The 25,625-nt window shown below is 68.0% G+C and carries 27 protein-coding genes; 9 read left to right on the top strand and 18 right to left on the bottom strand.

Going from position 1 to position 25,625, the window contains the following annotated elements:
• Positions 1-15 precede the first annotated feature (15 nt).
• Positions 16-654: a hypothetical protein gene (locus B161_RS0109630; RefSeq protein WP_157755598.1), complete on the top strand. Its 639-nt coding sequence runs from the start codon at positions 16-18 to the stop codon at positions 652-654.
• Between the two features lie 39 nt (positions 655-693).
• On the opposite strand, the gene B161_RS18895 is transcribed toward B161_RS0109630, so the two are convergent.
• From B161_RS18895 to B161_RS0109665, 8 genes are all read right to left on the bottom strand, one after another.
• Positions 694-2,466 (bottom strand): M23 family metallopeptidase, encoded by a 1,773-nt coding sequence (locus B161_RS18895; RefSeq protein ID WP_018633185.1) that lies wholly within the window; start codon positions 2,464-2,466, stop codon positions 694-696.
• Positions 2,463-2,837, bottom strand: coding sequence for a hypothetical protein (locus B161_RS19620; protein WP_157755599.1), 375 nt, complete (start codon positions 2,835-2,837; stop codon positions 2,463-2,465). The genes B161_RS18895 and B161_RS19620 overlap by 4 nt, the downstream gene beginning before the upstream one ends.
• A gap of 383 nt (positions 2,838-3,220) precedes the next feature.
• Entirely contained in the window at positions 3,221-3,808 is a 588-nt protein-coding gene (locus B161_RS0109640; RefSeq protein ID WP_018633186.1) for a tetratricopeptide repeat protein, read from the bottom strand.
• Complete coding sequence (locus B161_RS0109645) at positions 3,805-4,491, bottom strand: hypothetical protein (RefSeq protein WP_018633187.1); 687 nt, start codon at positions 4,489-4,491, stop codon at positions 3,805-3,807. Before B161_RS0109645 ends, B161_RS0109640 begins: the two co-directional genes overlap by 4 nt.
• On the bottom strand, positions 4,488-5,330 hold the full coding sequence (locus B161_RS0109650) for an ABC transporter permease (RefSeq protein WP_018633188.1): 843 nt from the start codon (positions 5,328-5,330) through the stop codon (positions 4,488-4,490). Before B161_RS0109650 ends, B161_RS0109645 begins: the two co-directional genes overlap by 4 nt.
• The gene (locus tag B161_RS0109655) at positions 5,327-6,526 is read right to left on the bottom strand and encodes an ABC transporter permease (protein ID WP_018633189.1); all 1,200 of its coding nucleotides are present in this window, start codon (positions 6,524-6,526) and stop codon (positions 5,327-5,329) included. Before B161_RS0109655 ends, B161_RS0109650 begins: the two co-directional genes overlap by 4 nt.
• Positions 6,519-7,595, bottom strand: a complete 1,077-nt coding sequence (locus B161_RS0109660; protein WP_018633190.1) for an ABC transporter ATP-binding protein — start codon at positions 7,593-7,595, stop codon at positions 6,519-6,521. The genes B161_RS0109655 and B161_RS0109660 overlap by 8 nt, the downstream gene beginning before the upstream one ends.
• A gap of 171 nt (positions 7,596-7,766) precedes the next feature.
• Entirely contained in the window at positions 7,767-8,888 is a 1,122-nt protein-coding gene (locus B161_RS0109665; RefSeq protein WP_018633191.1) for an extracellular solute-binding protein, read from the bottom strand.
• A 219-nt stretch (positions 8,889-9,107) separates the two neighbouring features.
• Here B161_RS0109665 and B161_RS18900 point away from each other — a divergent pair, with 219 nt between their 5' ends.
• Positions 9,108-9,674, top strand: a complete 567-nt coding sequence (locus B161_RS18900; RefSeq protein ID WP_157755600.1) for a DUF2155 domain-containing protein — start codon at positions 9,108-9,110, stop codon at positions 9,672-9,674.
• Here B161_RS18900 and aat read toward each other — a convergent pair.
• The 6 genes from aat to B161_RS18905 all read right to left on the bottom strand — a co-directional run bounded on the left by aat (position 9,614) and on the right by B161_RS18905 (position 15,754).
• Positions 9,614-10,261 (bottom strand): leucyl/phenylalanyl-tRNA--protein transferase, encoded by a 648-nt coding sequence (aat, locus tag B161_RS0109675; protein WP_018633193.1) that lies wholly within the window; start codon positions 10,259-10,261, stop codon positions 9,614-9,616. The two genes, B161_RS18900 and aat, sit on opposite strands and share 61 nt — an antisense overlap.
• A gap of 2 nt (positions 10,262-10,263) precedes the next feature.
• Positions 10,264-11,610 carry an acetyl-CoA carboxylase biotin carboxylase subunit gene (gene accC, locus B161_RS0109680; protein WP_018633194.1) on the bottom strand — a complete coding sequence of 449 codons (1,347 nt, stop codon included), beginning with the start codon at positions 11,608-11,610 and terminating at the stop codon, positions 10,264-10,266.
• Positions 11,611-11,617: 7 nt separating this feature from the next.
• A complete protein-coding gene (gene accB, locus B161_RS0109685; RefSeq protein WP_018633195.1) occupies positions 11,618-12,127 on the bottom strand; it encodes an acetyl-CoA carboxylase biotin carboxyl carrier protein in 510 nt (169 codons plus the stop codon).
• A gap of 465 nt (positions 12,128-12,592) precedes the next feature.
• Positions 12,593-13,381 (bottom strand): DsbA family protein, encoded by a 789-nt coding sequence (locus B161_RS0109695; RefSeq protein ID WP_018633197.1) that lies wholly within the window; start codon positions 13,379-13,381, stop codon positions 12,593-12,595.
• A gap of 89 nt (positions 13,382-13,470) precedes the next feature.
• Complete coding sequence (locus B161_RS0109700; RefSeq protein WP_169338277.1) at positions 13,471-14,820, bottom strand: M48 family metalloprotease; 1,350 nt, start codon at positions 14,818-14,820, stop codon at positions 13,471-13,473.
• Positions 14,821-15,103: 283 nt separating this feature from the next.
• Positions 15,104-15,754 carry a hypothetical protein gene (locus tag B161_RS18905; protein ID WP_018633200.1) on the bottom strand — a complete coding sequence of 217 codons (651 nt, stop codon included), beginning with the start codon at positions 15,752-15,754 and terminating at the stop codon, positions 15,104-15,106.
• On the opposite strand from B161_RS18905, the gene B161_RS19625 reads away from it, so the two are divergent.
• Positions 15,741-15,902 (top strand): hypothetical protein, encoded by a 162-nt coding sequence (locus B161_RS19625; protein WP_018633201.1) that lies wholly within the window; start codon positions 15,741-15,743, stop codon positions 15,900-15,902. The genes B161_RS18905 and B161_RS19625 overlap by 14 nt on opposite strands.
• A gap of 97 nt (positions 15,903-15,999) precedes the next feature.
• On the opposite strand, the gene mlaD is transcribed toward B161_RS19625, so the two are convergent.
• Together mlaD and B161_RS0109725 are read right to left on the bottom strand one after the other, a co-directional pair.
• A complete protein-coding gene (gene mlaD / locus B161_RS0109720) occupies positions 16,000-16,446 on the bottom strand; it encodes an outer membrane lipid asymmetry maintenance protein MlaD (protein ID WP_018633202.1) in 447 nt (148 codons plus the stop codon).
• Between the two features lie 57 nt (positions 16,447-16,503).
• A complete protein-coding gene (locus B161_RS0109725; RefSeq protein ID WP_018633204.1) occupies positions 16,504-16,881 on the bottom strand; it encodes an NADH:ubiquinone oxidoreductase subunit NDUFA12 in 378 nt (125 codons plus the stop codon).
• 370 nt (positions 16,882-17,251) lie between these two features.
• On the opposite strand from B161_RS0109725, the gene B161_RS17710 reads away from it, so the two are divergent.
• The 5 genes from B161_RS17710 (at position 17,252) to B161_RS0109750 (ending at position 22,986) form a co-directional block, all read left to right on the top strand.
• The gene (locus tag B161_RS17710; protein ID WP_018633206.1) at positions 17,252-18,661 is read left to right on the top strand and encodes an OmpP1/FadL family transporter; all 1,410 of its coding nucleotides are present in this window, start codon (positions 17,252-17,254) and stop codon (positions 18,659-18,661) included.
• A gap of 105 nt (positions 18,662-18,766) precedes the next feature.
• Positions 18,767-20,206: an FAD-linked oxidase C-terminal domain-containing protein gene (locus B161_RS0109735; protein WP_018633207.1), complete on the top strand. Its 1,440-nt coding sequence runs from the start codon at positions 18,767-18,769 to the stop codon at positions 20,204-20,206.
• Positions 20,203-21,375 (top strand): FAD-binding protein, encoded by a 1,173-nt coding sequence (locus tag B161_RS0109740; protein ID WP_018633208.1) that lies wholly within the window; start codon positions 20,203-20,205, stop codon positions 21,373-21,375. Before B161_RS0109735 ends, B161_RS0109740 begins: the two co-directional genes overlap by 4 nt.
• Before the next feature lie 19 nt (positions 21,376-21,394).
• Positions 21,395-22,684: a glycolate oxidase subunit GlcF gene (gene glcF / locus B161_RS0109745; RefSeq protein ID WP_018633209.1), complete on the top strand. Its 1,290-nt coding sequence runs from the start codon at positions 21,395-21,397 to the stop codon at positions 22,682-22,684.
• A 26-nt stretch (positions 22,685-22,710) separates the two neighbouring features.
• Positions 22,711-22,986, top strand: a complete 276-nt coding sequence (locus B161_RS0109750) for a putative hemolysin (RefSeq protein ID WP_018633210.1) — start codon at positions 22,711-22,713, stop codon at positions 22,984-22,986.
• 3 nt (positions 22,987-22,989) lie between these two features.
• On the opposite strand, the gene B161_RS0109755 is transcribed toward B161_RS0109750, so the two are convergent.
• On the bottom strand, positions 22,990-23,529 hold the full coding sequence (locus tag B161_RS0109755; protein ID WP_018633211.1) for a glutathione peroxidase: 540 nt from the start codon (positions 23,527-23,529) through the stop codon (positions 22,990-22,992).
• A 335-nt stretch (positions 23,530-23,864) separates the two neighbouring features.
• On the opposite strand from B161_RS0109755, the gene B161_RS0109760 reads away from it, so the two are divergent.
• Positions 23,865-24,311: a hypothetical protein gene (locus tag B161_RS0109760; protein WP_018633212.1), complete on the top strand. Its 447-nt coding sequence runs from the start codon at positions 23,865-23,867 to the stop codon at positions 24,309-24,311.
• A gap of 98 nt (positions 24,312-24,409) precedes the next feature.
• On the opposite strand, the gene B161_RS0109765 is transcribed toward B161_RS0109760, so the two are convergent.
• Positions 24,410-25,600 (bottom strand): slipin family protein, encoded by a 1,191-nt coding sequence (locus B161_RS0109765; protein WP_018633213.1) that lies wholly within the window; start codon positions 25,598-25,600, stop codon positions 24,410-24,412.
• Positions 25,601-25,625 lie beyond the last annotated feature (25 nt).

A 25,625-nucleotide genomic window follows, 5' to 3' on the forward strand; every position in this document is an offset into this window, starting at 1 on the left:
TTCGGATCGAGCCTGTTGACGGAGATCGGGCTCGTGGCGGCGGTGGGGCTGGTCCTCTCGCCGCTGGCTCTGCTGGATCTGGTCGATGAGGAGTCCTTCCCGCTTCCGCTCCTTGCGGGCTATGTGGTTCTGAACGCGCTGCGGCGCGTCGGAGAGGCGCGGGAGGCCCCGAAGCCCGCCCGCCGCGAGTCCTCCGCCGCTGCGGAGGAGCCGGAATCCCTGCGGCGGCTCGCCGCGACGGAGGCCGCTTTGACGCGCGCCCGCGCCCGGCTGCGTCGCCGCGAGGGCGCCGCGCCCGAGCTTCAGGAGATTCTGGCCGGTCTGGCGCAGGAATATCGCGCCGTCCGCCGCGCGGTTCAGGAGAGCGCGCCCGGCGCGGAGGCTCAGGCGACGCGGCTGCGGCGTCTGGCGGAATCTCTGAACGATCTGGCGCAGGCCGCCGCCGCCGCGCCGGAGTCCGAGCGGGGGCGTCAGGCCGCCGAGGCTTTGGGCGAGGCTCTGAAGCGCCTGAGCGCCCAGCGCGCCAGCCTGACCGAAATGGCCGACGAGGCGGGCTTCGAGGCCAGCCTCCAGATTCTGCGCGAACGTCTGCCGCCGGAGCCCGCCGCCGCGCGCCCCAATAAGGATCAGGCGGAGCCTCGCGGCCCCGCCTGACGTCATCTCTGGTTCGGAAAAGGCTTGGATCAGCCGCCCTTATTGGCCGAGATCGGCGACATAGGCGTTCATTTTGGCGGCGATGTTCTCACGGCGGGTCTTGAATTCCTCAAGCTCGGCCTTCTCCAGCCGCAGACCGCCGATGTCCTGCAGCTTCATCGGGTCGATCTTCACGCCTTCCTTGACCACTTCGAAATGAAGATGGGGGCCGGTGGAGTTGCCCGTGCTGCCGACGTAGCCGATGATCTGACCCTGATTCACCCGCGAGCCGCGCTTCACTTCCTTATGGAAGTTGGACATATGCGCATAGGCGGTGGTGAACTGGTTGTTGTGCTTGATCTCGACGTAATTGCCGTAGCCGCCGACCCAGCCGCGCCGCGTGACCACGCCGTCGCCCGCCGCGATGATCGGCGTGCCGGTGGGGGCGGCGAAGTCCACGCCCTGATGCATGCGGGTGTAGCCGCTGATCGGATGGCGCCGCGTGCCGAAGCGCGAGGAGACCCGCCCCTCGACCGGCGTGCGGATGATGGCGCGACGGTTGGACTCGCCTTTTTCGTCGAAATAGGCGGCGCGTCCGTCCTCGCGCTCGAAGCGGTAGAAGGCGTGGCGTTTGCCGCGCACGTTCAGAGCGGCGTAGAGGATCGGGCCGTCCTGCAGCGCGCCCGAATCGTCGGGGCGGCGGTCGAACATGATCTCGAAGACGTCGCCGCGGCGGATGTCGCGCTCGAAATCCACGCTATGGCGGAAAAGCTCGACGAAGGAGGCGATCTGACCGGCGCTCAGGCCCTGATCCACGCCCGTCTCGTAGATGCTGCCGGAGACCCGCGCCTGAAACATCCGTTCGGCGTGGCGGGCGGCGGCGGTCTGCGGACGCGCGGCGGGGGCGGGCGAGCTGCTCGGCGCGGAGGAGGCGGGCGCGGCGGCGGGCGGCGTCAGGGCGGCGCGCACCACGGGCGGCTCCTCCCAGAAATTCGCCGCCGAGGAGAGCCAGCGCATGCTCAGGACTTGCGTCCCGCTGTTGTAGATGCTGAGCTTCTGGAGCGTCGCGCCCGAGCGGTCGTTGGGGATGGAGGTGATCTGCACCCGGTCCCCGTCGTTGAGGCGGCGCGGGCTGTCGCCATAGGCGCTGCTCACCGCCACTTCGGCCTCGGTCTCGGAGACGCCTTCGGCCAACAGCAGGGAATAAAGCGTGTCGCCTTCTTTGGCGACCAGCTCTTTGGTGCTGGGGCCGAGCGCGGCGAGGGCGTCCGCCAGAGGCGCGCCCGCCGAGAGGTCGCCCACCTGCGGCGCATAGGCGCGCGGCGCGGAGGGATGCGGATCGGCGTAGGCGAAAAGCTGGTCGGGCATGGGCGGCGCGCGCAGGCCGCCGGGCAGCAGGCTCGGACGGGGCGCGACCCGCGGCACGGAGACGGCTTCGGCGCGCTCCTGCGGGGTGGCGCGGACGCCCGAGGCGAAGAGGCCGCCGTCGGCGCGGCTCAGAGCCAGATCGCCGTATTCCCGCGCCGAGGCGGGCGCGATCTCGGAGGCGCCGCGAAACAGCGCGCCGCCGTGGCGCCCGGCGCCCGCAGGGGCGGAGAGGGCGGCGGTCTCGACGTCGCCCGTCGCGAGGCGGGCGGCGCCTTCTTCGGAGGAGAGAGGATCGAGGGCGGCGAAATAAGAGGGTTCGGCGGCGGGGCGGGCCGCGTAGACCTGCCAGGCGCCCCCGAGGGCCGCGAGGGAGACGACGGCGGCCGCGGTTTTGCGGCTGAGAATCTGGCGCCGCACAATGAAGCCGAGGGCTTCGCGCAGGGTTTCAGGCGCATGTAAGGTCATCTGGGAATCCCCGACGAATTGACGGTCGGCGCGCGGCTTTCCTCAGGATGATCTTCGGTCATGGCGCCCTCTATGCTGTCCCGGCTCGCAACATCGCGTGAGCGTTTCCGGCTGTCAATGGCTGCTGTGTCGTAAAAATAACGATGATTGATAAAGAAAACATTGTGCTGTCGAATGGCTTTCATGTGGCGCTTTCGCCGCGCCTGTGAACCGCGGCGTGATTCGTTCTCGGGCGCTTTTCCCGTCGGCGTCGTTTTGTTGATGAAATATGAAGAAATCCTTCCAATTTTTATGATTTTCGGCTTTTCACGCAATTTTCCTCCGATATTTGAGCGAAGACCGAAGCGATTGCTGAGGATTTCCCGCCACATCGGATCAGGGGCCGCCGCGGCGCTTCAACGCAGGATCGCAAGGCGGATTGCGCAAAAGGATAGTCTTCAGACGGATGGGGCTGCGACGCACGCCTAAGGTTCGGCGTGGTCCGACGATTGCAGAAAAAACGCTTCTCGCCTGCGGCGTGTGCGGCGGCGAAGCCGCGTCCCGTCAGGGCGGAATCGATTCCGGCGCTCCGCCGCGCCGCAGGCGTCGTCCCAACTTGGGGAAGGCCCCCGCGGAGGCCGGACCCGCGCCGCCGCTCCGGAGAAGCGCCGGACCCCTCGGCGAAGGCGCGCGCGGGAGGGCGGATGCGGGTTCATCGTTCAGATGCGGGCGACCTCGGCCTTGCTGCGGCGCACGCGCTCCGGGCCGGAGCGCCTCACTTGGGCAGAAGGCGCGCGGTGCGCAGCGGCAGGCTTCCGCGCCCCGAAGCGGTCAGAATCTTGAGGACCGCCGCCCGGGCTTCGGGCCGGATCATGAGGGCGCGGGCGCGGGCGGCGGCCTCTCCGGCGCGGCCCTGCTCGGCGGAAAGCCGCAGGCGCGCGAGCTCGCCCTCCTCGTCGGAGAAGGGGGCGAAAGCCGCCTCCGCCTCCTTCCAGCGCCCGAGCGCCAGCAAAAGCCGCGCCCGATTGCGTCGGGCGTCGACGTCTTGCGGATCGGCCTTCAGATAGGCTTCGAAGCCCGCCAGAGCCTCGGCGGGGCGGCTCGCCTCCATGAGCAGCGCCGCGCGCTCATAGATCGCCTTGAGACGCCCCGGCTCCAGACGCAAGGCGCGGTCGAACTCCGCGAGGGCCTCCTTGGGCCGCCCCGCGTATTTCAGCGCCAGAGCCAGATTATAGACCAAAGCGGCGGGCGCTTGCGGCGCGAGGGCGATCAACCCGCGCAGGGCCTCGACGGCGGCGGGCCAGTCGGCGTGGGAAAGCGCCGCCTGAGCCTGAGCCGCCAGTCGCGCCGGATCGGGCTTCATTCGCCCTTCCTGAGGCGGCGATAGACTCCCGGCTCCGTCGCGAGGGATTCGCGCAGGGCGGCTTGCTCCTCGGCCTCTGCGGGCGTCAGAGGGCGAAGCTCGATGTGCAGCGGCTCGCGGGGGATGGGCAGGATCTGCGCCACCGGAGTTCCCTTCGGCAGAGTTCCCCGGAAATCGGGATCCGTCCAGAGCGCCGGGAAATGGATCAGCCCGAGCCGAAAGAGATCCGCCTCCACGATCCCCGCCAAAGTGCGGAAAGGCAGATCCAGCCGATTGAAGGGATGGACCACCAATAACGACCAGCCCGGCGGAGTCTCGATCGCCCAGCGGTTCAGGAATTTGACGATGAATTCGCCTTGAGGGGCGAAAGGCGCGCCCGTCGCCTGCTCCGGGGCGTGCAGCCCGATGGGCGAGCGCTCCGCCAGAGGCGGGGCCTCCGGGTCTCCCGACCATGAGAAGTCTTCGCCGTCGAAATGCAGATCCTCCGCCAGAGGCAAAAGCGCCCCCGCCCGCATGGCGTCGAGGAAGGGCGGGCAATGCTTCAGCGTCCGCAGCTCCGCCCCCGCGACCTCGGACCAAGCTTGCGCGGGCATGGCCTTGAGCCAATCGGGCAGAGCCTCGCGGGCGAGGCGAGGCTCTGCGAGGCCCCGGCTTTCGGCGGAGCGGCGGAAGATCAGCTTCACGCGGTCTTCTTTCTCAGGCTGAAGGCCCAGAGCGCCGCGAAGACCACCGTCAGCAGAATGAAGATCACGCCGATGGCGTTGATCGTCGGCGAGACGCCGAAGCGCATCCGCGCGCCGATCTCGGTGACCAGCGTCCATGAGGAGCCGATGGCGAAGAAGGTCGTGTTGTAATTCTCATTGGATTGCAGAAAGGCGATGGCCGAAGCCGCCACGATGGTCGGCGCGAGATAGGGCAGAGTCACCCGCCGGAAGGCGAAGAATCCCGAGGCCCCGAGATCCAGCGCGGCTTCTTCTAAGGATCGGTCCTGACGCTGAAGCCGCGCCATGAACATCAGCATGCAATAGGAGGCGATGAAGCAGCTTTGCGCCAGCATGGCGGTGAAGAGTCCGGCCTGAACGCCGAAGGCGTCGCGCCAGAAGATCATCGTCGAGACGCCGAGCACGATTCCGGGCGTCAGCAGCGGCGAAACCAACGCCGTATAGAGCGGCCCCGTCGCCCTGCCTCCAAGCCGCGTGAGCAGCAAAGCCCCCGCCAGCCCGAGCGGCACCGAAATCGCGATGACGCCCAAGGCGATCAAAATCGAATGCTTCAGCCCCTGAAGGAATCGCGTCTCCTGAGGCAGGCCGCGCACCAGAACCCGTCCGGCTTCATCCGTGCGTCCGGTGAACCAATCGGTGGTGAAGCCGCGCCAGTCCAGAGCCGAGGGCGTGGGGTTGGCGTTGAAGGCCGCCCCCGCCATGAGCAGGATCGGCAGGAACATGAAGCCGAGGAACAAGGCCACATAGGCTTTGAGGATCACGCCCGACCAATCCGCCGGGGCCTTCGTCTGGGCGCTCATCTGGCGATCTCCCGGATTCCGACGCGGAAGATCCGCATCACGAGGAAGATGAAGATCGTGCAGGAGACCAGCAGCAAGAGCGCCTGAGCCGAGCCGACGTTCCAATTGTTCGACTCGAAGAAATTGCGGTTGACGATCTGGCTGAACCAATCGGGATGCAGCCCCGGACCCACCAATTGCGGCACCGAAAGCGAGCCGACGGCCAGCATGAAGGTCATGATCGCGCCCACCGCCACGCCGGGCCGCGCATGCGGCAGAGCCACGCGCCAGTGAATCCGCCATGAGCTCGCGCCGAGGTCTTTGGCCGCCTCGATCTGGTTGCGGTCGAGGGTCTCCAGCGAGCCGTAGATGGGGAAGACCATGAAGAGCATATAGGTGTAGACCATCACCAGAAACACCGAGCCATTGGAGGCCAGCCAGCGGACGGCGCCGCCTTGAGACAGGTCGATGATCCCGAGCGCGTCCAGCGTCTGGTTCAACAGGCCCTGATTGGCGAGTATCATCGTCCAGGCGAAGATCCGCAAAAGCTCGTTCAGGGCGTAAGGAATGGTCAGCGCCAGCAGCAGAAGCGCCGTGCGGCGGGGAGTCTTCGCCTGAGCGGCGGCGTAGGCGATGGGATAGCAGACGAGGAAGCTCAGCACCGTGACGCAGAGCGCATAGACCAGCGTCAGGCCGAAGATCCGCCAATGCAGCGGACTCATCAGCGTGAAATTGCGCAAAGACCAGCCCTGCGCCGCGACCTCTTCGGCGCGCAGACGCTGCGCCTCGGCGCGGGCGCCGGCGATGCTCGCCGTGAGGCCCTCGCGTTCGGTCTTCAGGCGCTCAAGCCGCGCCTCGGGGGCTTCGGCGGCGGCTCCGCCCGGCGAAGGCGCGAAGCCGGGGCGGGGGGCTCCGGGACTCGGGAGGCCCGCGAAGGGATTGGAGGGGCTCGGCGCCGCAGGCGCCGCCCCCGCTCCGCCCGCCGCGACTTCGCGCTCAAGAGCCCGAATGTCGAACTCCATGGTCGCGACGCGCTGCTGAAGCCGATTGGCCTCCAGCACGGCCTGAGCCGCCGCGCCGTCGCGGGCTTCGTAATGAAAGGCGCGCTGGATCATGCTGATCTGCGGCATGAGGATCAGCGCGCAGAACCAGAAGGCGACCAGCGCCAGAATCAGCCCGGTGAGGAAGCGTCCGTAAAAGCGGATCATCTCACCCATGGGCCAGAGCCCCCGCCCGCAGCACGCGCGCGTCGCGGCTGGAGAAGCCCAGCTCCATTTCGCCCTCGGGCGGCGTCGCGCCTTCATTGGGCAGCTGGAGCAAAATCCGCTGATCTCCGGCGCGCAGGAAGAGGTTGAAGAAAGGCCCCTCCAGATCGGCCCGCTCGACTTGAGCCTTCAGCCGTAGATCATGCTCGGGGCGGGCGGGCGCGAGGCGCTCGGGGCGGATGAAGAGCATGGCCTCCTCGCCCAAGGCCAGAGAATCGGCGTTCTCGCCGCGCAGGAGCCCGAAGGGCGTCGAGATTTCGGCGAGGCCGCCTTCCGCGCGGGTCGTCTTCCCGCGAAAGAGGTTGTTCTCGCCGACGAAGGTGGCCGCGAAGCTGGTGGCGGGGCGATTGTAAATCTCCTCCGTCGGGCCGACCTGCTCGACGCGCCCCGCCCGCATCACCGCCACGCGGTCCGACATGGCGAGGGCCTCGCCCTGATCATGGGTGATGTAGATGAAGGTGACGCCCGTGCGCCGCTGGATGGTCTTCAGCTCGGCGCGCATATGCTGGCGGAGCTTCAGATCCAGAGCCGAAAGCGGCTCGTCGAGCAGCAGCACGGCGGGCTCCACCGCCAGAGCCCGCGCCACCGCCACGCGCTGACGCTGGCCGCCGGAGAGCTGGGCCGGGCGCTTCTCCTCCTGACCGCCGAGGGCGACCAGATCGAGCAATTCCTCGGCGCGTTTGCGGCGCTGAGCCTTCGGAACGCCCTGAGCCTCCAGCCCGAAGGCGACGTTCTCCCAGATGGTCATCAGCGGAAAGAGCGCGAGGGTCTGGAAGATCAGCGCCGTGGGGCGCTTATTGGGGGGGAGGGCGGTCATGTCCTGTCCGCCGATCAGCACGCGGCCCTCGCTGGGCCTCTGAAACCCCGAGACCATGCGCAGGATGGTCGTCTTGCCGCAGCCCGAAGGCCCGAGGATCGAGAAGAATTCGCCCGCCTTGATCGTCAGATCCGTGGGCTCGACGGCGGTGAACTCGCCGAACCTCATGCCGAGCCTTTCGAGCGCGACTTCCTGCCCCTGCATGGATCCCCCTGCGGATTTCAAATCGGAAGAGCGCGGGCGGAAGCTCCTCCGCCCGCGCGGATCGCGCCTGAGCGCGTCGCCCGCGCGACGCGCTCACGTCTTCGCTGAACGCTCGCCTTTCGTGATCGCGTTTTCACGACGCGCAGCCGTTCCGGCTTCGCTGGACGACGCTCAGGCGTTGGTGATCTTGTCGACGTATTCCTGAGTCAGCGGGGTGATCCACGGCGTGTCGGCCTGCCACCACCAGAGATTCGCCAGAGCCTCCGGCGTGTAGATCTCGGCGAAGGTCTTGGCGTAATCCTCGCCCGCATGGGCGGCGGCCTCCACGGCGGCGGAGTTATAGCCGGTGTTGGCCACATGAAGCCCCGCCATCTCGCCCTCGTAGCAGGCGTTGATGAAGGCGTAGGCCTGATCCAGATTCTCGGCGCCGACGGGGATCGCCACGGAATCGAGCCAGGTCAGGCCGCCTTCTTTGGGCATGCGGTATTTCCACTTGGCGTCTTGGCGCGCGAGCAGGATGCCGGTGGTGTCCCAGGTCTGGCCGATGGAGCAGCCCTGCTGAGAAAAGGCGTTGCCGGCCTCGGTGGCGTTGTTCCAGAAGGCGCCGATGTCGCCTTTGTTCTTGATGATGAACTCGGCGACCTTATCCCAGACGCGGCGGGCCTCGGCCTCGCTGGCGTAGATGTCGAGCATGCGGTTCGAGGGAACTTCGCCCGTGGCGTCGAGATAAAGCCCCACGCCCATGATGCCCGAACGCTGACGCAGCGCGGCGCTCTTCGCCTTGCCCGACCAGAGCGAGCCGTAAGAGACGTCGGCGTCCGCGAGGTCATGGACGGAGCTGTCGAAGGTGACCGCCTCGGTGCCCCAGTTGAAGGGCAGAGCCACGCGCTTTCCGTCCTGCACCGCGCCGAGCGCGATGGAGTCGCGGACCATCGAGGGGATGATCTTCTCCATGTCGATCTTCGATTCGTCGATCTCCTGCAGCAGGAACTGATCGCCGTCGCGATAGCCCACCACGTTGGTGACGCTCGGGAAGATCACGTCGAAGCCCTTGCCGCCCGCGGCCTTGAGCTTCTGCTGCGCCTCGTCGTTGGAGCCGTAGGTCGAGAGGTTGACCTTGATCCCGGTCTTCTCCTCGAACCAGGCGATCTGGTTGTCCTGGATGTAATCGCCCCAGGCGAAGACGTTCACCGAGCCGGAGGAGGCCAGCGCGTCGCGCGCGCGCAGGACCGCAGGAGCGGCGAGGGCGGCGGCCGCGCCCTTCAGGACGAAACGGCGGTTGAATCTCGACATGGGGCGTTCCCTTTTCTCTCCGGAGCCGCCTTTCCATAGCGGCTGGTCGCGCCATTGAAACCACCGCCTGCATGACCTGTCCATGACGTTTTCGCAAAAGAAAAGTCACAAGAGGCGCCTCCGAGGGGCTGCGGCCAGAGGCGCCCTGTCGCGCAGAGGGGAAAAGCTTTAGATTTCCTGCGTAAGAGGGCGGAAGGCGCGATGACGAAGGAGAACCGCGTGCGGTCGGCGAAAGACGCGAAGATTTGGACGGCCTGTCTCCGGAGGGGCCTTCTGCTGGCGGCGGGGCTCGGCGCGGGCTGGAGCGCGATTCCGTCGGCGCCGGCCTCGGCGCAGGTCTGGCTGCGCGAGGGCGAGCGGATTCAGGTGACTCCGGCGCCCGATCCCTCCAACCCTTTCGCGCCCCCTGAGGAGCCGCCGCCCGCGCCCGAGCTTCTGGAGGCGCCCGCGCCCGCCGCCCGCATGCGGGCGGGGGCAGAGGCCCATCTGCGCTTTCTCGACCGCCGGACCTCCACAAGGGGGGCTCTGGTCTCGCCGGTGGGCTCCACGGCGCGTTACGGCGGGCTGATCGTCGAGGTTCTGGCCTGCCATCGCGAGATCGACGGCGACGAATCCGCCGCCTTCCTGCGCATCCGCGAGGAGACCGGAGACGCCGCCGCAGCCCCGATCTTCTCCGGCTGGATCTTCGCCTTAAGCCCCTCGCTCTCGGCGCTGGACCACCCGCGTTACGACGTCTGGGTGGCCGAATGCAGAACCGCCGAAGGATCGGAATCCGCCGCGAATTGACGGAACTCGCCTTTGCGCCGCAAAGCCGCCGCCAGCCGTCGCTGATATTCGGCGCGGGGGATCTCCGCGGCGCCGAAGCGGGCGAGGTGATCCGTCACGAATTGCGTGTCGAGCAGGTGGAAGCCGCCCGCCCTCAGCCGCGCGACGAGATGGACGAGGGCGATTTTGCTGGCGTCGGTTTCGCGGCTGAACATGCTCTCGCCGAAAAAGGCCGCGCCCAGAGACACGCCGTAAAGCCCGCCGGTCAGGCGCCCCTCGCGCCAGATTTCGAGGCTATGGGCGCCGCCCTCGCGATGGAGCGCGACATAGGCCTCGATGATCGGCCCGGTGATCCAGGTGTCGGGCCGGGCGCAGGCCTCCATGACGGCGCGGAAGTCATGGTCGAGCCGGACCTCGTAGCCCCCTTGCTTGAGGGTCTTGGCCAGCCGGGCCGGGATATGGAAGGACTCCAGCGGCAGGATCCCGCGCGCCGGAGGGTCGAACCAGAGGACTTCCTCGCGGCGGGTCGAATCGCCCATGGGAAAGACGCCCGCCGCATAGGCTCGCCGCAAAAGCTCCGGCGTGATCCTCAACGGCGCGGCGCTCATGCTCATTCCGTCTGAGAGGCCAGCCAGCGCTCAAGCCAGTGGATGTCGTAATCTCCGGCCTGAATATCGGGATTCTCGATCAGCTCCTCGAAGAGCGGCAGAGTGGTGTTCACCCCGTCCACCACGATCTCGCTCAGCGCCCGCCGCAGCCGCATGAGGCATTCGGCGCGGCTGTCGGCGTGGATGATCAGCTTGCCGATCAGGCTGTCGTAATAGGGCGGGATCCGATAGCCCTCGTAGATCGCCGAATCCAGACGCACCCCAAGCCCGCCGGGCGCGTGGAAATATTTGATCAGGCCGGGATTGGGGACGAAGGTCTTCGGATTCTCGGCGTTGATGCGGCATTCGATGGCGTGGCCGCGCGGCTTGAGATCCTTCTGACGGAAGGAGAGCTTTTCGCCCGCCGCCACCCGGATCTGCTCGCGCACGAGATCCACGTCGTAGATGGCTTCGGTCACCGGATGCTCCACCTGAATGCGGGTGTTCATCTCGATGAAGTAGAAGCGTCCGTCCTCATAAAGGAATTCGATGGTGCCCGCGCCCAGATAGCCCAGCTGGCGGATGGCCGAGGCCACCGTCTCGCCGATCTCCTCGCGCTGGGCGGGAGTCAGGGCGGGGGAGGGGGATTCCTCCATCACCTTTTGATGCCGCCGCTGAAGCGAGCAGTCGCGCTCGCCGAGATGCACCACGTTGCCGTGGGAATCGGCGAAGAGCTGAACCTCGATATGGCGCGGCTTCTGGAGGTATTTCTCCAGATAAACCGCGTCGTCGCCGAAGGCGGCCTTGGCCTCCGCTCGGGCCGTGGCGAGGGCGCGCGGCAGCTCTTCAGCCGAGCGCGCGACCTTCATGCCGCGTCCGCCGCCGCCCGCCGCCGCCTTGACCAGCACCGGATACCCCATCTCGGCGGCGACGGCCAAAGCCTCGGCGTCGCTGTCGATTCCGCCCTCCGAGCCCGGCACCACCGGCACGCCGAGCCGGCGCATGGTCTCTTTGGCGGCGATCTTGTCGCCCATGAGGCGGATATGCTCGGCTTTGGGGCCGATGAAGGTCAGGCCGTGCTCTTCGAGGATCTGGGCGAATTCGGCCTTCTCGGAGAGGAAGCCGTAGCCCGGATGCACCGCCTGAGCGCCGGTCAGCTCGCAGGCGGTGATCAGCGCGGGGATGTTCAGATAGCTCTGCGTCGCCGAGGGCGGCCCGATGCAGATGGATTCGTCGGCGAAGCGCACATGCATGGCCTCGGCGTCGGCGGTGGAGTGGGCCGCGACCGTGCGCACGCCCATGTCCTTGCAGGCGCGCAGGATGCGCAGGGCGATTTCACCGCGATTGGCGATCAGGATCTTGTCGAACATCCCGACCTCACTCCACGATCATGAGCGGCGCGCCGTATTCGACGGGCGCTCCGTCGGCCACAAGGATGCGCCTGACCACGCCCGCGCGCGGCGCGGGGATGGCGTTCATGGTCTTCATCGCCTCGATGATGATCAGGGTCTGGCCCGCCGAGACCGTCGCGCCTTCCTTGACGAAGGGCTCGGCGCCGGGCTCGGCGGCGAGATAGGCCGTGCCGACCATGGGCGAAGGCACGCAATTGGGGTCTTTGGCGGGGTCGTTCTGGGCGGCGGGCGCCGGGGCCGCAGGCGCGGGCGCGGCGGCGGGGGCCGCGGCCGCCGGAGCGGCGGCGAGGCCGGGGGCTCCGGCGTAGATGATCTGCGGCGGCGCGCTGGAGCTCTGGCGCGAGAGGCGCACTTCAAGCTCGTCGTCCTCGCCATATTCGCGCTTCACCGAAATCTCGGCGAGATCGGTCGTCTGGAGAAGCTCCGCGAGGGCGCGGATGAAGGCGACGTCGGATTCCGTCTTGTCTTTGCTCATCGAGAGCTCCGGTTGATGGCGGCGCTCCTCGGCGGTTCCGCCTGAGCCGCAGGGAGGGCGCGCCGGAGATCCGCGACGGAAGCGGCGCGCCGGGGCCTCAGGTCGCGCCTGAGGCCGCTCGGAGGGAAGAAGGGGAGACGCCTCCCGAGGCCGCGGGCGGCGAGGGAGGAAAGCGCGACGAGGGTCGGGGAGCCGGAAAAATCCGGAGAAGACGGAGCGGAGCCCTGAGGCAGATGGGCGGAACGCGCCTCCGCCGCCATGCGATCCGCCATGTTCCATCCTCTCCCTTTCGGCGTCGGCGCGTCATGGATCCCGCGCCTCGCGCCGCCCCGCGCGCTGGTCGGGGGCGTTCTTGTCGAGCCGCAAGCTCTAGCCGAGCCGCGCGCGGGGAGCAAGACCCGCTTTCCCTATGGGAAGGGCGCGAAAGGGGAGGAGGCGCCGGAGATCCGGGCCTCCCGCCTTTCCTCACTCCGCCCGGACGCCGGGCTCCTTGCCTTTGCGGGCCTGCTCGATGGCCGCGAGGATGTCGGGCGCGGGCAGATCGCCGCGCAGCAGCGTCGAGCCGATGGCGAAGGCGGGCGTGCCGTTGATGTCCAGCGTGCGGGCCAGCCGGTAGTTCAGCGTGATGAAGTCCTCGATGCGCGGATCGGCCATGGCGGCGGTCAGCTTGTCGGCGTCGAGCCCGGCCTGTTTGGCGAGGTCGAGGATGGTCGCGTCGTCCAGCTCTCCGTCATGGGTCATGAGCAGATCCTGAAGCGCGGAGGTCTTGTCCTCGTCCAGCCCGATGGAGGCGAGGGTGGCCTTGGCCGCCGAAACCGACTGCGGCCCGAGGATCGGGAATTCCTTGATCACGTAGCGGATGTTGCCGTCCGCCTCGACGATGTCGAGGATCTTGCTGTGGGCGCGCTTGCAGAAGCCGCAGCGATAATCGAGGAACTCGACCAGCGTGACGTCGCCTTCGGGATTGCCCCGGATATGGGAATGCTTGTCGAAATACAGCGCGTCGGCGTTGTCGGCGAGGAGCTTGGTCTCCAGCGAAGCGGCCTCGGCGCGCTGTTTGGCGTCATAGGCCTGAAGCGCCTCGATCACGACCTCGGGATTGCTCCGCAGGAAGGCGCGGATCTCCTCATGCAGGGCGGTCTTCTCGGCCTCGTCGAGCGCCTCGGCCCGGGGCGCGGCGGCGAAGAGCGCCAAGCCCGAAACGGCGGCGAAGAGAGGGGCGGCGAGGACGAGACGGCGAAGAGAGGGACGCATGCGGGGCTCCTGCGGGGGGATGGGGGGGCGCGTCCGCCCAAGATCGAAAATCCGGGGCGGAAGACGGATCATCCTTGCGCCTAATTACGTTAACGCCGCGCGTCGGGCAAGGCGAGGATGTCGCCCGCCCGCATCCACCACACGGAACCGTGAGGCGAAACCGCCTGAGCGCGCTCGGCCTGAGCCTTGGCGGCTTTGACGTCGCCCCCCAGAGCGAGCGCCTCGGCGGCCGCGGTCAGCGCGAGGCCCTGATCGTTCAGACGCCCCGCGGCTATGGAAAGTTGGCGCCATGCGTGCGGATTCAACTCATCCTGACGGATGGACTGGATCAGGGCGTCGCGCCCCGCCTCGACTTGTCCGGCGGCGAGAAGGGCCTGTCCGTAGGCGACGCGGATCAGCGGCTCCTCCGGCGCGAGGGAGACGGCGCGCTGGTAATCCGCCACGGCGCCCGCGGGATCGCCGCTTTCGAAACGAATCTGTCCGCGCAGCTCCCAATACCAGGGATCCGAGGGCCGGGCGGCGAGCAGCGCGTCCATCTCGGCCAGGGCTTGGTCGCGCAGGGCGCTTTTATGATAAGCCGAGGCCCGCGCCAGACGCGCGGGCTCCGAGAGGTCGGAGGCCGGATAGGCCGCCAGAGTGCGCGCGGGGGTCTGGAGGAAGCCGGCGAGCTTGGCCCTGAGGCGGGCGTGCCAATAAGCGCGGTCGGAGTCGGGCGCGGCGCCCTTCAGCGGCGAGCGGGCGATGCGTTCGGCCACGCTTTCGGCGCGATCGGCGGTCATGGGATGGGTCAGCACATAGGGGTCGCGGATGGAGATCAGCATCTCCTGACGGCGCAGGCGCTCGATCACCTTGTTCAGCGCGGAGGGATCCACGCCCGCCCGCTCCAGATAGCCGACGGCGGCCTGATCGGCGGCGGATTCCTCGCCCCGGCTGAAGCCGAGCGCCGCGCGCTGTCCGATCTGCTGTCCGCCGATCACGCCCGCCGCCGCCACGTCGGAGGAGCCCGCCGCCGCGCCCGCCGCCAGACCGAGGACGGTGGTCAGGATCATCTGGCCGCGCGCGGCGCGCAGAGCGTCTCCGCGTCGGGCGTGATGGCCGCCCGCCATATGGCCCGCCTCATGGGCCATGACGGCCATGACCTCCTCGGGGGTCGTCATGTCGAGGAGGGCGCCGGTGTTGATTCCCATGGTGCGGCCGTCGGCGATGAAGGCGTTGAAGCTCGGATCCTGCACGATGAAGAAACGCACGTCGTTCACCGGAATTCCGGCGGCGGACAAGACCGGCTCGGCTTCGCGCTTGAGGGTGCGCTCGATTTCGGAATCCCGGATGATCGTGCGCGCCGCAGCCGGAGCGGCGCCCGCGCCGAAGATCAGGCCGAGCGCCAGAAAACCAGAGGCGAGGCGTCGTCCCGCGCCGGGCCCGCAGCTGAACAGGCTCATGATTCCGTCCCTTTCGCTCGTCTTGGCCGCGCGCTCCCGAAGGAATCGCGCTCTGATCATATGGAGGCTTTCGTCATCGCCGCCAGCGGGTCCGCGCGGATTTCCGCCGGGGGAAGAGTCGAAACCCCTTTTGAGAAGGAATTGACGGATCCTGAACGGCGTTAAGCCTCGAATAGGCTGAATTCATGACCGAAATCGAGAAAAAACCGCATTTTTTTTAAAGACTGCGCAAGACATCGCGTTCATGCTGCGAGCACGAGGACTTGAAACCGATCAATTTCCATTAAGGACCGACCATGACGAAGACGCCCTCGCCCGCCGCAGACCGCAAAGCGCCGAAGACGAAGGCGCCCGCCGCCAAGACCGCCCCAACCGTCGCGTCCAAGGCCGTCGCGCCCAAGATCGCCAAAGCTCCGAAGACGCTCGCCGCGCCGAAAGCCGAGAAGCCCGTCGCTCCGAAGAAAGCCGCCGCGCCGAAAGCCGTGAAGGCCCCCGCCGCGCCCAAGGCGGCGAAGGCTCCCGCCGCGCCGAAAACCGTGAAGGAGGCCGCTCCGGTGAAATCCGCCGCCAAGCCCGCCGTGAAAAAGGCCGAAGCTCCGAAGAAAGCCGCCGCGCCTAAGGCCGTGAAGGCCGTCGCCGCGCCTAAGGCGGCGAAGGCTCCCGCCGCGCCGAAAACCGCCAAAGTCGCCGCCCCCAAGGCTGTGAAGGTCGCCGCGCCTAAGGTCGCCAAAGCGCCCGCCGCGCCTAAGGCCGTGAAGGCCGCCGCTCCGGCGAAATCCGCCGCCAAGCCCGCCGTGAAAAAGGCCGAAGCTCCGAAGAAAGCCGCCGCGCCCAAGGTCGTGAAAGCCCCCGCCGCGGCGAAGGCCGCCGCGCCGAAAGCCGTGAAGGCTCCCGCCGCGCCGAAGAGCGCGACCAAAAGCGTGGCCGTCCGCAAGGCAGCGCCCAAGGCCGCCGCTCAGACGCCTCCGGATTCGGTGAAGGTGGTGGCGCGCAAGGCGCAGGCCAAGAGCGTCGCCGCGCCCGGAGCCATCGGCGTCGCGAAGGTCAAGCGCGGCAAGCCCGACGGCGCCTCCCTGCACTGACGCAGAGGCGCGGATTCTCCGCGTAGTCTGAACATCCGCCTGAAGTCTTCGCTGAAAGGCCGCCCGCTCCGGTTCGCTCCGGGGCGGGCCGCTCCGTTCAGCCGCCGCCGCCCGCGCCGTAGATGGCCCGGCCCACGAGATCCAGAATGCTGATCGAGCCTTGGGTGTGGCCGATGGCGCCGCCTGCGGGAATGATCTGCGCGTCGCCGCCCGGCTCGATGGAGACGTAGGCGCCGCCGAGCAAGCCGTCCGAGGCGATCTTGGCGGAGGAATCTTCAGGCAATCGCAGGTCGCCGCGCAGATTCATGCGCACTTCGGCCCGATAGGTGGCCGGGTCGAGGCGGATGTCGGAGATCGCCCCCACCTTCACCCCCGAGACCCGCACCTCGCCGCCGACCGTCAGGCCGTCGGCTTTGGCGAAGCTCGCCGAGAGGGCGTAGCCGTTGGAGGGGCCGTCCATGCGTTGCCCGACATAGGCGGCGAAGGCGATGGCTCCCGCCAGAACCACCGCGCCCACCGCGGCTTCGAAGGCGTTCTCCGCCATGCACATCCTCGTCGTGAAAGCGCGTTCGTCTCGAACTGAATGCGGGGAGGCCGGGGCTTATTCGGGCGCCCAGGCCTCGTAATCGCCGACCACGGCCTTGCGCTCGGCCTGGCCGTGCAGGCTGCCGGGCGGACGCCAGGCGTCGGGCGTGCCGGTGGGATTGGGACGATGGTCCTTCTCCCAGGGCTTGCGCGGCAGAGGCGCCTTGGTGGGCGGCTCGTCGAAGGTGTGATGCATCCAGCCGTGCCAGTCGGGCGGCACCCGCGAGCCTTCGGCCACGCCGTTGTAGATCACCCAACGGCGCGCGCCGTCGGCGGTCTGATAATAGGCGTTGCCCTGCTCGTCCTCGCCGACCTTCTCGCCATAGCGGCGGGTGAAGACCTGCGTGCCGACGGTCCAGCCGTTCCACCACGTGAAGAATTGCCTGAGGCCCATGCTCGCATCCTCGCTGATCGCGCGGACTATAGGCGCAGAGCGCGCCGCGCGTCCAGAGATTCGGGCGGGGACCGATGGACGCGGAAGGCGGGGCCCCGCCAGAGCGCCCGGCGGGAGGGGGCGGCGCGGGAGGATCGGCGCATGAAAACTGCGGCGAAGGAGACACGCCCGATGCGATTCGATCCTCCGCGCGCCGCGCCTGTCCCTAGGATACGATGGATAAAGATCCCGCCCCATTATAGCCTTCGACGCAGAAGCGCCGCGATCCGGCGCAAGAGGGCGCGTCCCCGTCCGGAAGGGCCGGAAGGGCGCGCGAGGGACGGAAACAAGGCTCCGGCGGCAAGACCGGGGCGCTCAGGGAGGGAAGACCATGCTCCGCAACGGCGGTCTTAAAACGCGTCTCGCGCTCGGCGCGGCGGCGGCGGCGCTTTTGGCGTCCGGACAGGTTCAGGCGGCGGGCTTCGCTCTGAAGTCCCATTCCGCGAGCGGGCAGGGCGCTTCTTTCGCGGGCGCCTCGGCGGGCGCCAACGGCGTCGCCTCGATGTTCTTCAACCCGGCCTCCATCGCGCTGGCGGACGGCCTCCAGACCGAGGCGGGCGGCGCCATCCTGCTGCCCAACGTCGAGATCGACAACGTGCAGTCGGCCTTCGTGGCGGGCGTGAACCCCGGAACGGGCGCGCTGATCTACACGCCCCAGAGCAGCGGCCCGACCTCCTCGACCTCCGACGAGATGGGCCTCGTGCCGCATACTTATGTGGCCGCCCCGATCAACGACCGCGTGACGGTCGGCCTGAGCCTCAACGCGCCTTTCGGCCTCACCACCGATTACGGCGACGATTGGGCCGGGCGCTATCACGCCACTTCTTCGGAGCTGACGACCATCAACGCCGCGCCGACCGTCGCTTATAAGATCCGCGACAACCTCGCCGTGGCGGCGGGCCTTCAGCTGCAATACGCCAAGGCGGAGCTTGAGAGCGCCGTCAGCCTGCCGGGCGCCGTCTGCTCGGCCATGCCGGGCACGGCGACTTGCGCGGCCGTGGCGCCCGCCATCGGCGTCGCCGATTACGACGCGCTCTCCAAGGTCTCGGGCCATGACTTCGGCGTGGGCTTCACCTTGGGCGTCCTCGCCGAGCCTCTGCCGGGCACCATGGTCGGCGTGGGCTATCGCTCGAAGATCAAGCACGACATCGACGGCGACGCCGAATTCCATGCGCGCTCCGCCGCGGGGGCTTCGCTGCTGGGCAATATTCAGTCCCTCGGCCGCCTGACCGACGGCGGCGGCGCGACCTCCATCTCGACGCCCGCCATGCTGAATTTCGGCGTCTCGCATCAGCTGAACGACCGCATCAAGCTGCTCGGCGAAGCGCAATGGACCCAGTGGTCCAGCTTCGAGGATCTCGTCATCGACTTCGACGACGGCACCCCCACCAGCACCACCGAGCATCATTGGGACGATTCGTGGTATTTCGCCCTCGGCGCGGAATATCAGGCGACGCCCGAGCTGCGTCTGCGCGCGGGAATCGGCTACGACCAGACCCCCGTTCCGACCGCATACCGCACGCCGCGTCTGCCGGACACCGACCGCACCTGGTTCTCGCTCGGCGCGAGCTATGACGTGAACGATAAGATCTCGGTCAACGCGGGCTACACCTACATCACCGCCAAGGACGCCAAGATCGCGCTCGACGGCACGGGAACCGACGCCTCGCGCGGCGCCTTCTCGGGCGATCTGAACGCGAACGTGCATATCTTCATGCTCTCGGGCGTCTACCGCTTCTGAGTTCAGGCGAGACTTTCGCATGAGACGTCCTCCGGGGGCGGAGGCTTGCGGGCCTCCGCCCCCGGCGTTTATTCTGAGGGCTTATCCCGAAGGGAGGGACGCCCGATGGAGCAGCCGACCCCCGACGCCGCCGTGCTCGCGCGGCGCGACGAAATCCTCGCGGGCCTGCGCCGGATCCTGCCGCCTCAGGCGGTGGTCTCCGATGAGGAATCCCTGCGCGCCTATGAATGCGACGCCCTGACCGCCTATCGTCAGATTCCGCTGGCCGTGGCCTTGCCGGGCTCGGCGGCGGAGGCGGCGGCGCTCATGCGTTATTGCGCCGAAGAAGACGTCCCCGTCACGCCGCGCGGCGCGGGCACCTCTCTGACCGGAGGCGCTCTGCCCGGCGCCGATTGCGTGATGATCGGCATGGCGCGGCTGAATCAGGTTCTGAAGATCGATCCGCAAAGCCGCGTGGCGCGGGTTCAGGCGGGGGCGACGAATCTCTCCGTCAGCCGGGCCGCCGCGCCGGAGGGGCTCTTTTACGCGCCGGATCCCTCCTCGCAATTGGCCTGCTCCATCGGGGGCAACGTGGCGATGAATTCAGGCGGCGCCCATTGCCTGAAATACGGCGTGACGCTGAATAATCTGCTCGGCGCGACGCTCGTGACCCCCGAGGGCGAGATTCTGGAGATCGGCGGCGAGCATATGGACGCGCCGGGGCTGGATCTGCTCGGCGCGGTCTGCGGCTCTGAGGGGCTTTTGGGCCTCGTGACGGAGGCGATTTTGCGTCTGACGCCCATGCCGGAGGGCGCGCGTCCGGTGCTGATCGGCTTCGATTCGGCGGCGGCGGCGGGCGCCTGCGTGGCGGCGATCATCGAGGCGGGCGTGGTTCCGGTGGCTCTGGAGTTCATGGACCGCCCCTGCATCGTGGCTTGCGAGGCCTTCGCCAAGCCCAATTACCCCGATTGCGAGGCTCTGCTCATCGTCGAGGCCGAGGGCTCGGAGGCGGAGATTCAGGAGCAGCTCGCCCGCATCGAGGCCGTGGCGGCGCGGTTCCAGCCCGTCGCGCTGCGGGTCAGCGCCTCGGAGGCGGAGAGCGCGGCGATTTGGGCGGGGCGCAAGGCGGCTTTCGGCGCCATGGGCGCCATGGGCGACTACATCTGTCTCGACGGGGTGACGCCGCTGTCGCGTCTGGCGGAGATTCTGACCGCCATCGCCGCCATCTCGGAGCGATACGGCCTGAGGGTCTCCAACGTCTTTCATGCGGGCGACGGGAATCTGCATCCTCTGATCGTCTTCGACGCCAATAAGCCCGGCGATCTGGAGAAGGCCGAAGCCTGCGGCGCCGAAATCCTCAAGCTCTGCGTGGAGATGGACGGCTGCCTCACCGGAGAGCATGGCGTGGGCGTGGAGAAACGCGAACTCATGAGCGCGCAATTCGCGCCGCATGAGCTGGAGCTGCAAATGGCGGTGAAATCGGCCTTTGATCCCGAATGGCGGATGAATCCCGGCAAGGTCTTTCCTCTGGCGGCGGTGCGGGCCTATCGCGAGGCCGCCGAATGACTCCCGTCTATCGAGAGGCCGAGGCGGCCCTTGCGGCGCGGATCGCCGAAGCCGCCGCCTCCAACCGCAAATTCGAGATCCGGGGAGGAGGCGCGCATCGGATCTGGGGGCGGTCCGTGGAGGGCGAGCCCTTGGAGACCGCCGCGCTTTCGGGAATCTCGCTTTATGAGCCGGGCGAGATGACCCTCGTCGCCGGAGCCGGGACGCCTCTGCGCGAGGTGGAGGCGGCGCTTGCGGCGCGCGGCCAGCGGCTCGGCTTCGAGCCGCCCGATTGGCGGGCGCTTCTCGGAACCCAAGGCGAGCCGACGCTGGGCGGAATCTTCATCTGCGGAATCGCCGGGCCGAGGCGTCTGCGGGCGGGCTCGGCGCGGGATCATGCGCTTGGCCTGCGCTTCGTCGACGGACAGGGCCGCGTCCATCGCGCGGGCGGGCGGGTGATGAAGAACGTCACCGGGCTCGACATGACGCGGCTGCTCTGCGGCTCGCATGGGACTTTGGGCCTCGTCACGGAGGTCGCGCTGAAGACGGCGCCCATCCCCGAGGCCATGGCGGGGCTGGTCCTGCGCGGGCTCTCCGACGCGGCGGCGGAGGCGGCCATGGCGGCGGCGCTCGGCTCGCCCTATGAGGTCTCCGGCGCGGCCCATCTGCCGCAGAGCCGCGAGACTCATCTGCGCATCGAGGGCTTCGCCAAGCTTCTGCCCGAGCGGGCGGCGGATCTGGTCCGGCTGCTCAAACCCCATGGCGCGGCGGAGATCCTGTCCTGCGCGGAGGCGGGGGCCGTCTGGCGCGAGATCGCCGAGGTCCGGCCCTTCGTCGGGAAGCCGGGCGCGGTCTGGCGGATTTCGCTGAAGCCCGCCCATGGGCCGATCCTCGCGGAGGAGGCGCGGGCGCTTGGCGGCGAGGTCTTTTACGATTGGGGCGGCGGGCTGCTCTGGGCGCTCATCCCGGAGGGCGAATTCGAGGACGACGAAGCCGGAGCCTCGGTCTTGCGCGGAGCTTTGGCGCGTCTGGGCGGCGGCCATGCGACGCTCCTGCGCGGCTCCGAGGCCCTGCGGCGGCGAGTCCCGCCTTTTCAGCCTCTGGCGCCGGGGCTGGAGGCTCTGACGCAGCGCCTGCGTCGCGCCTTCGACCCGCAAGGGATCTTCAATCCGGGGCGCATGGGCGCCTGAACCGTAAAGCCGAATCCTCATGCAGACGAATTTCACGCCCGAGCTTCTGAAAGACCCGGATATGGCGCGTTCGGAGAGCGTCTTGCGTCGCTGCGTGCATTGCGGCTTCTGCACGGCGACTTGTCCGACCTTTCAGCTGCTCGGCGACGAGGCGGATTCTCCGCGCGGCCGGATCTATATGATCAAGGACATGCTGGAGGCGAATCGTCCCGCCGACGCCTCCACGGTGAAGCATGTGGACCGCTGCCTCTCCTGCCTCTCCTGCATGACGACTTGTCCCTCGGGCGTGCATTACATGCATCTCGTGGACCACGCCCGCGCCCATATCGAGGCCACTTATAAGCGCCCTCTGCCGGAGCGGCTCCTCCGGCGGATGCTGGCGGTGGTGCTGCCTTCGCCGGGACTCTTTCGGGCGAGCCTGATCGGGGCGCGTCTGGCCAAGCCCTTCGCGCGGTTTCTGCCGGGGCGGCTCAAGGGCATGGTCGCCATGGCGCCCAAAAGCCTGCCCAAACCCTTCGACGTTAGCCCCCGGATCATCCCCGCCCAAGGCGAAAGGCGGATGCGCGTCGCTCTGCTGACCGGCTGCGCGCAAAACGTGTTGGATCCCGAGATCAACGAGGCCACCATCCGCCTGCTGACCCGTCATGGCGTCGAGGTCTGCCTCGCCGAGGGCGCGGGCTGCTGCGGGGCGCTCACGCATCATATGGGCTTCACCGGGAGCGCCCATGCGGCGGCGGCGGGGAACATCCGCGCCTGGATGCGTCTGCGCGAGGAGAAAGGCGGGCTCGACGCCGTGGTGATCAACGCTTCGGGCTGCGGCACCACCGTCAAGGATTACGGCCATATGTTCCGCGCCGATCCGACTTTGGCCGAAGCGGCGGCGGTGATCGCCGGATTGGCCAAGGACGTCACCGAGGTCATGGAGAGCCTCGGCTTGAAGCCCTCCGGCGAGACGCCCGCTCTGAAGGTGGCCTATCATTCGGCCTGCTCGCTGCAACATGGGCAGAAGATCGCGCAGGCGCCGAAGACTCTGCTGAAAAAGGCGGGATTCTCCGTGGTGGAGCCTGCGGAGGGTCATCTCTGCTGCGGTTCGGCGGGGACGTATAATCTGCTCCAGCCCGAGATCGCGGGGAAGCTCAAGGCGAGGAAGCTCGCGAACCTCGCCCGCACCAAGCCCGACGTCATCGCGGCGGGGAACATCGGCTGCATGACTCAGTTGTCCGAGGGCGCTCCCGCGCCTATCGTCCATACGGCGCAATTGCTCGATTGGGCGACGGGCGGTCCGCGTCCTGCGGCGATCCCCGCCTGAGGCCGCCCCCTCACAGGAGAAACCCCATGACCCCCGCTCGCCTGACGTTGCTCCTCGTCGCGCCTGTGCTGCTCGCGGCCTGCGCCTCCCGGAGCTCCTCCTCTTCGGATTATTCGGACGCGCCTCCGCCTATGGCGGGCATGGGCAATCCCGCTTCGATCTACTGCGAGAGCGCGGAGATGCGCGGCGTGCTCAGCATCCGCCGGACTCCCGACGGCGGCGGAGAATACGGCGTCTGCATGCTGCCCGACGGGAGCGAGATGGAGGAATGGGCGCTCTTCCGCCGCGATCACCCGCAATAAATCTCAGCCGAGCGCCGCATCCACGGCGGCGAGCAGGCGCGGATCCTCCGGCGTCACGCCCGAGGCGAAGCGCGCCAGAGGAACGCCGTCGCGGCCGATGAGGAATTTCTCGAAATTCCACAGGACTTCGCCCGGCGCTCCCGGCCTGATCCCATAGCGCGCGAGATCAGCGGCGGTCGCTGCGCCGTCGAGCGCCTCCGGCAGGGCTTGGGTCAGCGCGGCATAAAGCGGATGCTTCTCCGGCCCCGTCGCGACGATCTTAGCGAACATGGGGAAATTCACGCCATAGGTCGCCGAGCAGAATGCGGCGATTTCGGCTTCGCTTCCGGGCTCTTGTCCGCCGAAGTCGTTGGCGGGAAAGCCGAGGATCTCGAAGCCTTGCGCGGCCTTAGCTTCGTAAAGCGCCTCCAGCCCGGCGTATTGCTTCGTGAAGCCGCATTTCGAGGCCGCGTTGACGATCAGCAGAACCTTCCCCGCATGAGCGGAGAGGCTGTCTTGCGCGCCGTCGATGCGCGTCAGAGGGATTTCGGCGAGAGCGGTCATAGAGGGGCCTTTCGCTGGGAGGAGCGTTTTCCAGCGAAGCTGTAAAGCTTCGCGTCGTGAACACGCGACCAGACAAGAAGCAGGAGCGTTTTCCAGCGAAGCTGTAAAGCTTCGCGTCGTGAACACGCGACCAGACAAGAACCGGGAGCGTTTTCCAGCGGAGCCGCAAGGCTTCGCGTCATAAAAACGCGACCAGCTCGCATATGAGCCTCGCCCCCGCCGGGGCGCAACCCCTCTCCGGGTTTGCCGGGCCTCCGGCCGCCCTCGCAAGGCTGTGAGCCCTCTTGTCGGATGCTCCGGATTCGCTCAATCTATGGGCGTTCATGGAGGCTGAAATGCACTTCAAGCGCATCTGGGGGGCCTCGCCCGCCCGCAAGCTGATGACCGTGGCCCTGATCCTGCTCTTCGCGTCGCAATTCTTCATCTATCAGAATTACAGCGGCCATTCGATGATGACCGTGGGGATCGGCTTCGAGAGCACCACCATCACCCATTGGTTCGGACAAGAGGAAGGCGCGGGCTGGGAGCTGCACTCCCATGCTTATGTGATCATCGCCGCCCTTGCGCTGATCTATCTCAATGAGATCTCCGAGACCGAATTTTGGTCCCGATGGGGCTGGTGGCTGACCATTCCCCTCTTCTGGATCGCCTCTTCTCCGGGCGGGATCTCCGCGCCGGGCGCGAAGATGGGCATGGCCGCGGTTCTGCTGGCTCTGGCCGCCGCCGTGGCGAATCTCTTCGAGCGCCGGGCCGCGAGGCGGGCGCTTTCGCCTTCATCGTGAAGCTAAAGGCCCGGAGCCCCTCGCAGGGCTCCGGACCTCGCTTCAGCCTGAGCGCGTTTTCACGACGCGAAGCCGAAGCGGCTTCGCTGGAAAACGCTCTAGGAATCGAGCTTCGCCACGTCGAGCAGCCCCTTGGGGCCGCCATAGACGATCAGCCGCTCGACCTTGCTCGCCACGGCCTCCAGAGCCTCCAGCTCCTTGAGCCGCATCATGGCGGGGTTCTCCGTCATGAGCTTCGCCGTGTTGAGCAGCGAGCGCGTGGCGGCGGTCTCCTCGCGGCGACGCACGACGTTGGCCTCGGCCTCCTTCTCGGCGGCGACGACGCGATTGAGGATCTCGCGCATCTCGCCGGGCAGGATGACGTCCTTCATCTCCACCGCCCCGACCTCAAGGCCGATGGCGGCCATTTCGGCGCGCAGCTTGGCGGCGGCGGCCTCGTCCACGGCGACCCGCTCGGAGAGCAGGGCGTCGAGGGTCCGGGCGCTGACCGTGGCGCGCATGGCCATCTGAATCGCCAGATGCAAAGCCTGCTCATAGCCGCTCGCGGCGGTCAGCACGAGCTGCGGATCGGCCACCCGATAGCTCGCGGCGGCGCTGAGCCTCAGGCTCACGCGGTCGGCGGTCATGATGTCCTGACCGGAGACGTCGAGGCTGCGCGTCCGCAGATCCACGAGATGCGCCGTCACGAGGTCGTTCGGCGACCAGAAGCCGCGCAGACCCGCGCCGTAGCCGCCCTGATGGACGCCGCCCACGAAGATCTGGACGCTCTGGCCCTGCTGCGGATTGACGATCACGGCGGCCGCGATTCCGCCCGGCGCCTTGAGCAGGCGCGGAGCCAAAGCGGCGGGGATCTCCTCGCCGTCGCGGGGCGTGAGCTTCTCCATGCGGAAGGGGCCGAGCGCCGTCCAGTAGGCGACGCGGGATTCCGGCGGCAAAGCCGCGTAAAGCGCTTCTGCGCGATAGATCAGACCCACTTCGCCGGGGCCGGTGACCATCTCGGCCACATCCTCGCCCGCGCGGCCCTCGCGGAGCATCGCCAGCGCATAGGCCGAACGCACCTCCGGGGCGGCGGACAAAGTCTCGACGGCCAGTCCGAATTCTTCGAAGCGGCCCGTCAGGGCGTGTTCGCCGGGGCCGAAGATTCCCAGAGCCCGGCCGTTCTTCAGAGGCATGGCGCGCTCGGTCTGGTCCACCGAGAGGACGGCGCGGCCGAGCAGGCCGTCGAGCGCGCTCGCCGAGATGCGGGAGCGGCCCATGCTTTGGGTCTTGGAGGCGAAAAGCCGGGACATGATCGGAATCCTGAAGTTGGGCGAT

The sequence above is a fragment of the Neomegalonema perideroedes DSM 15528 genome, from assembly GCF_000374145.1.
GTDB classification, from domain to species: domain Bacteria; phylum Pseudomonadota; class Alphaproteobacteria; order Rhodobacterales; family Rhodobacteraceae; genus Neomegalonema; species Neomegalonema perideroedes.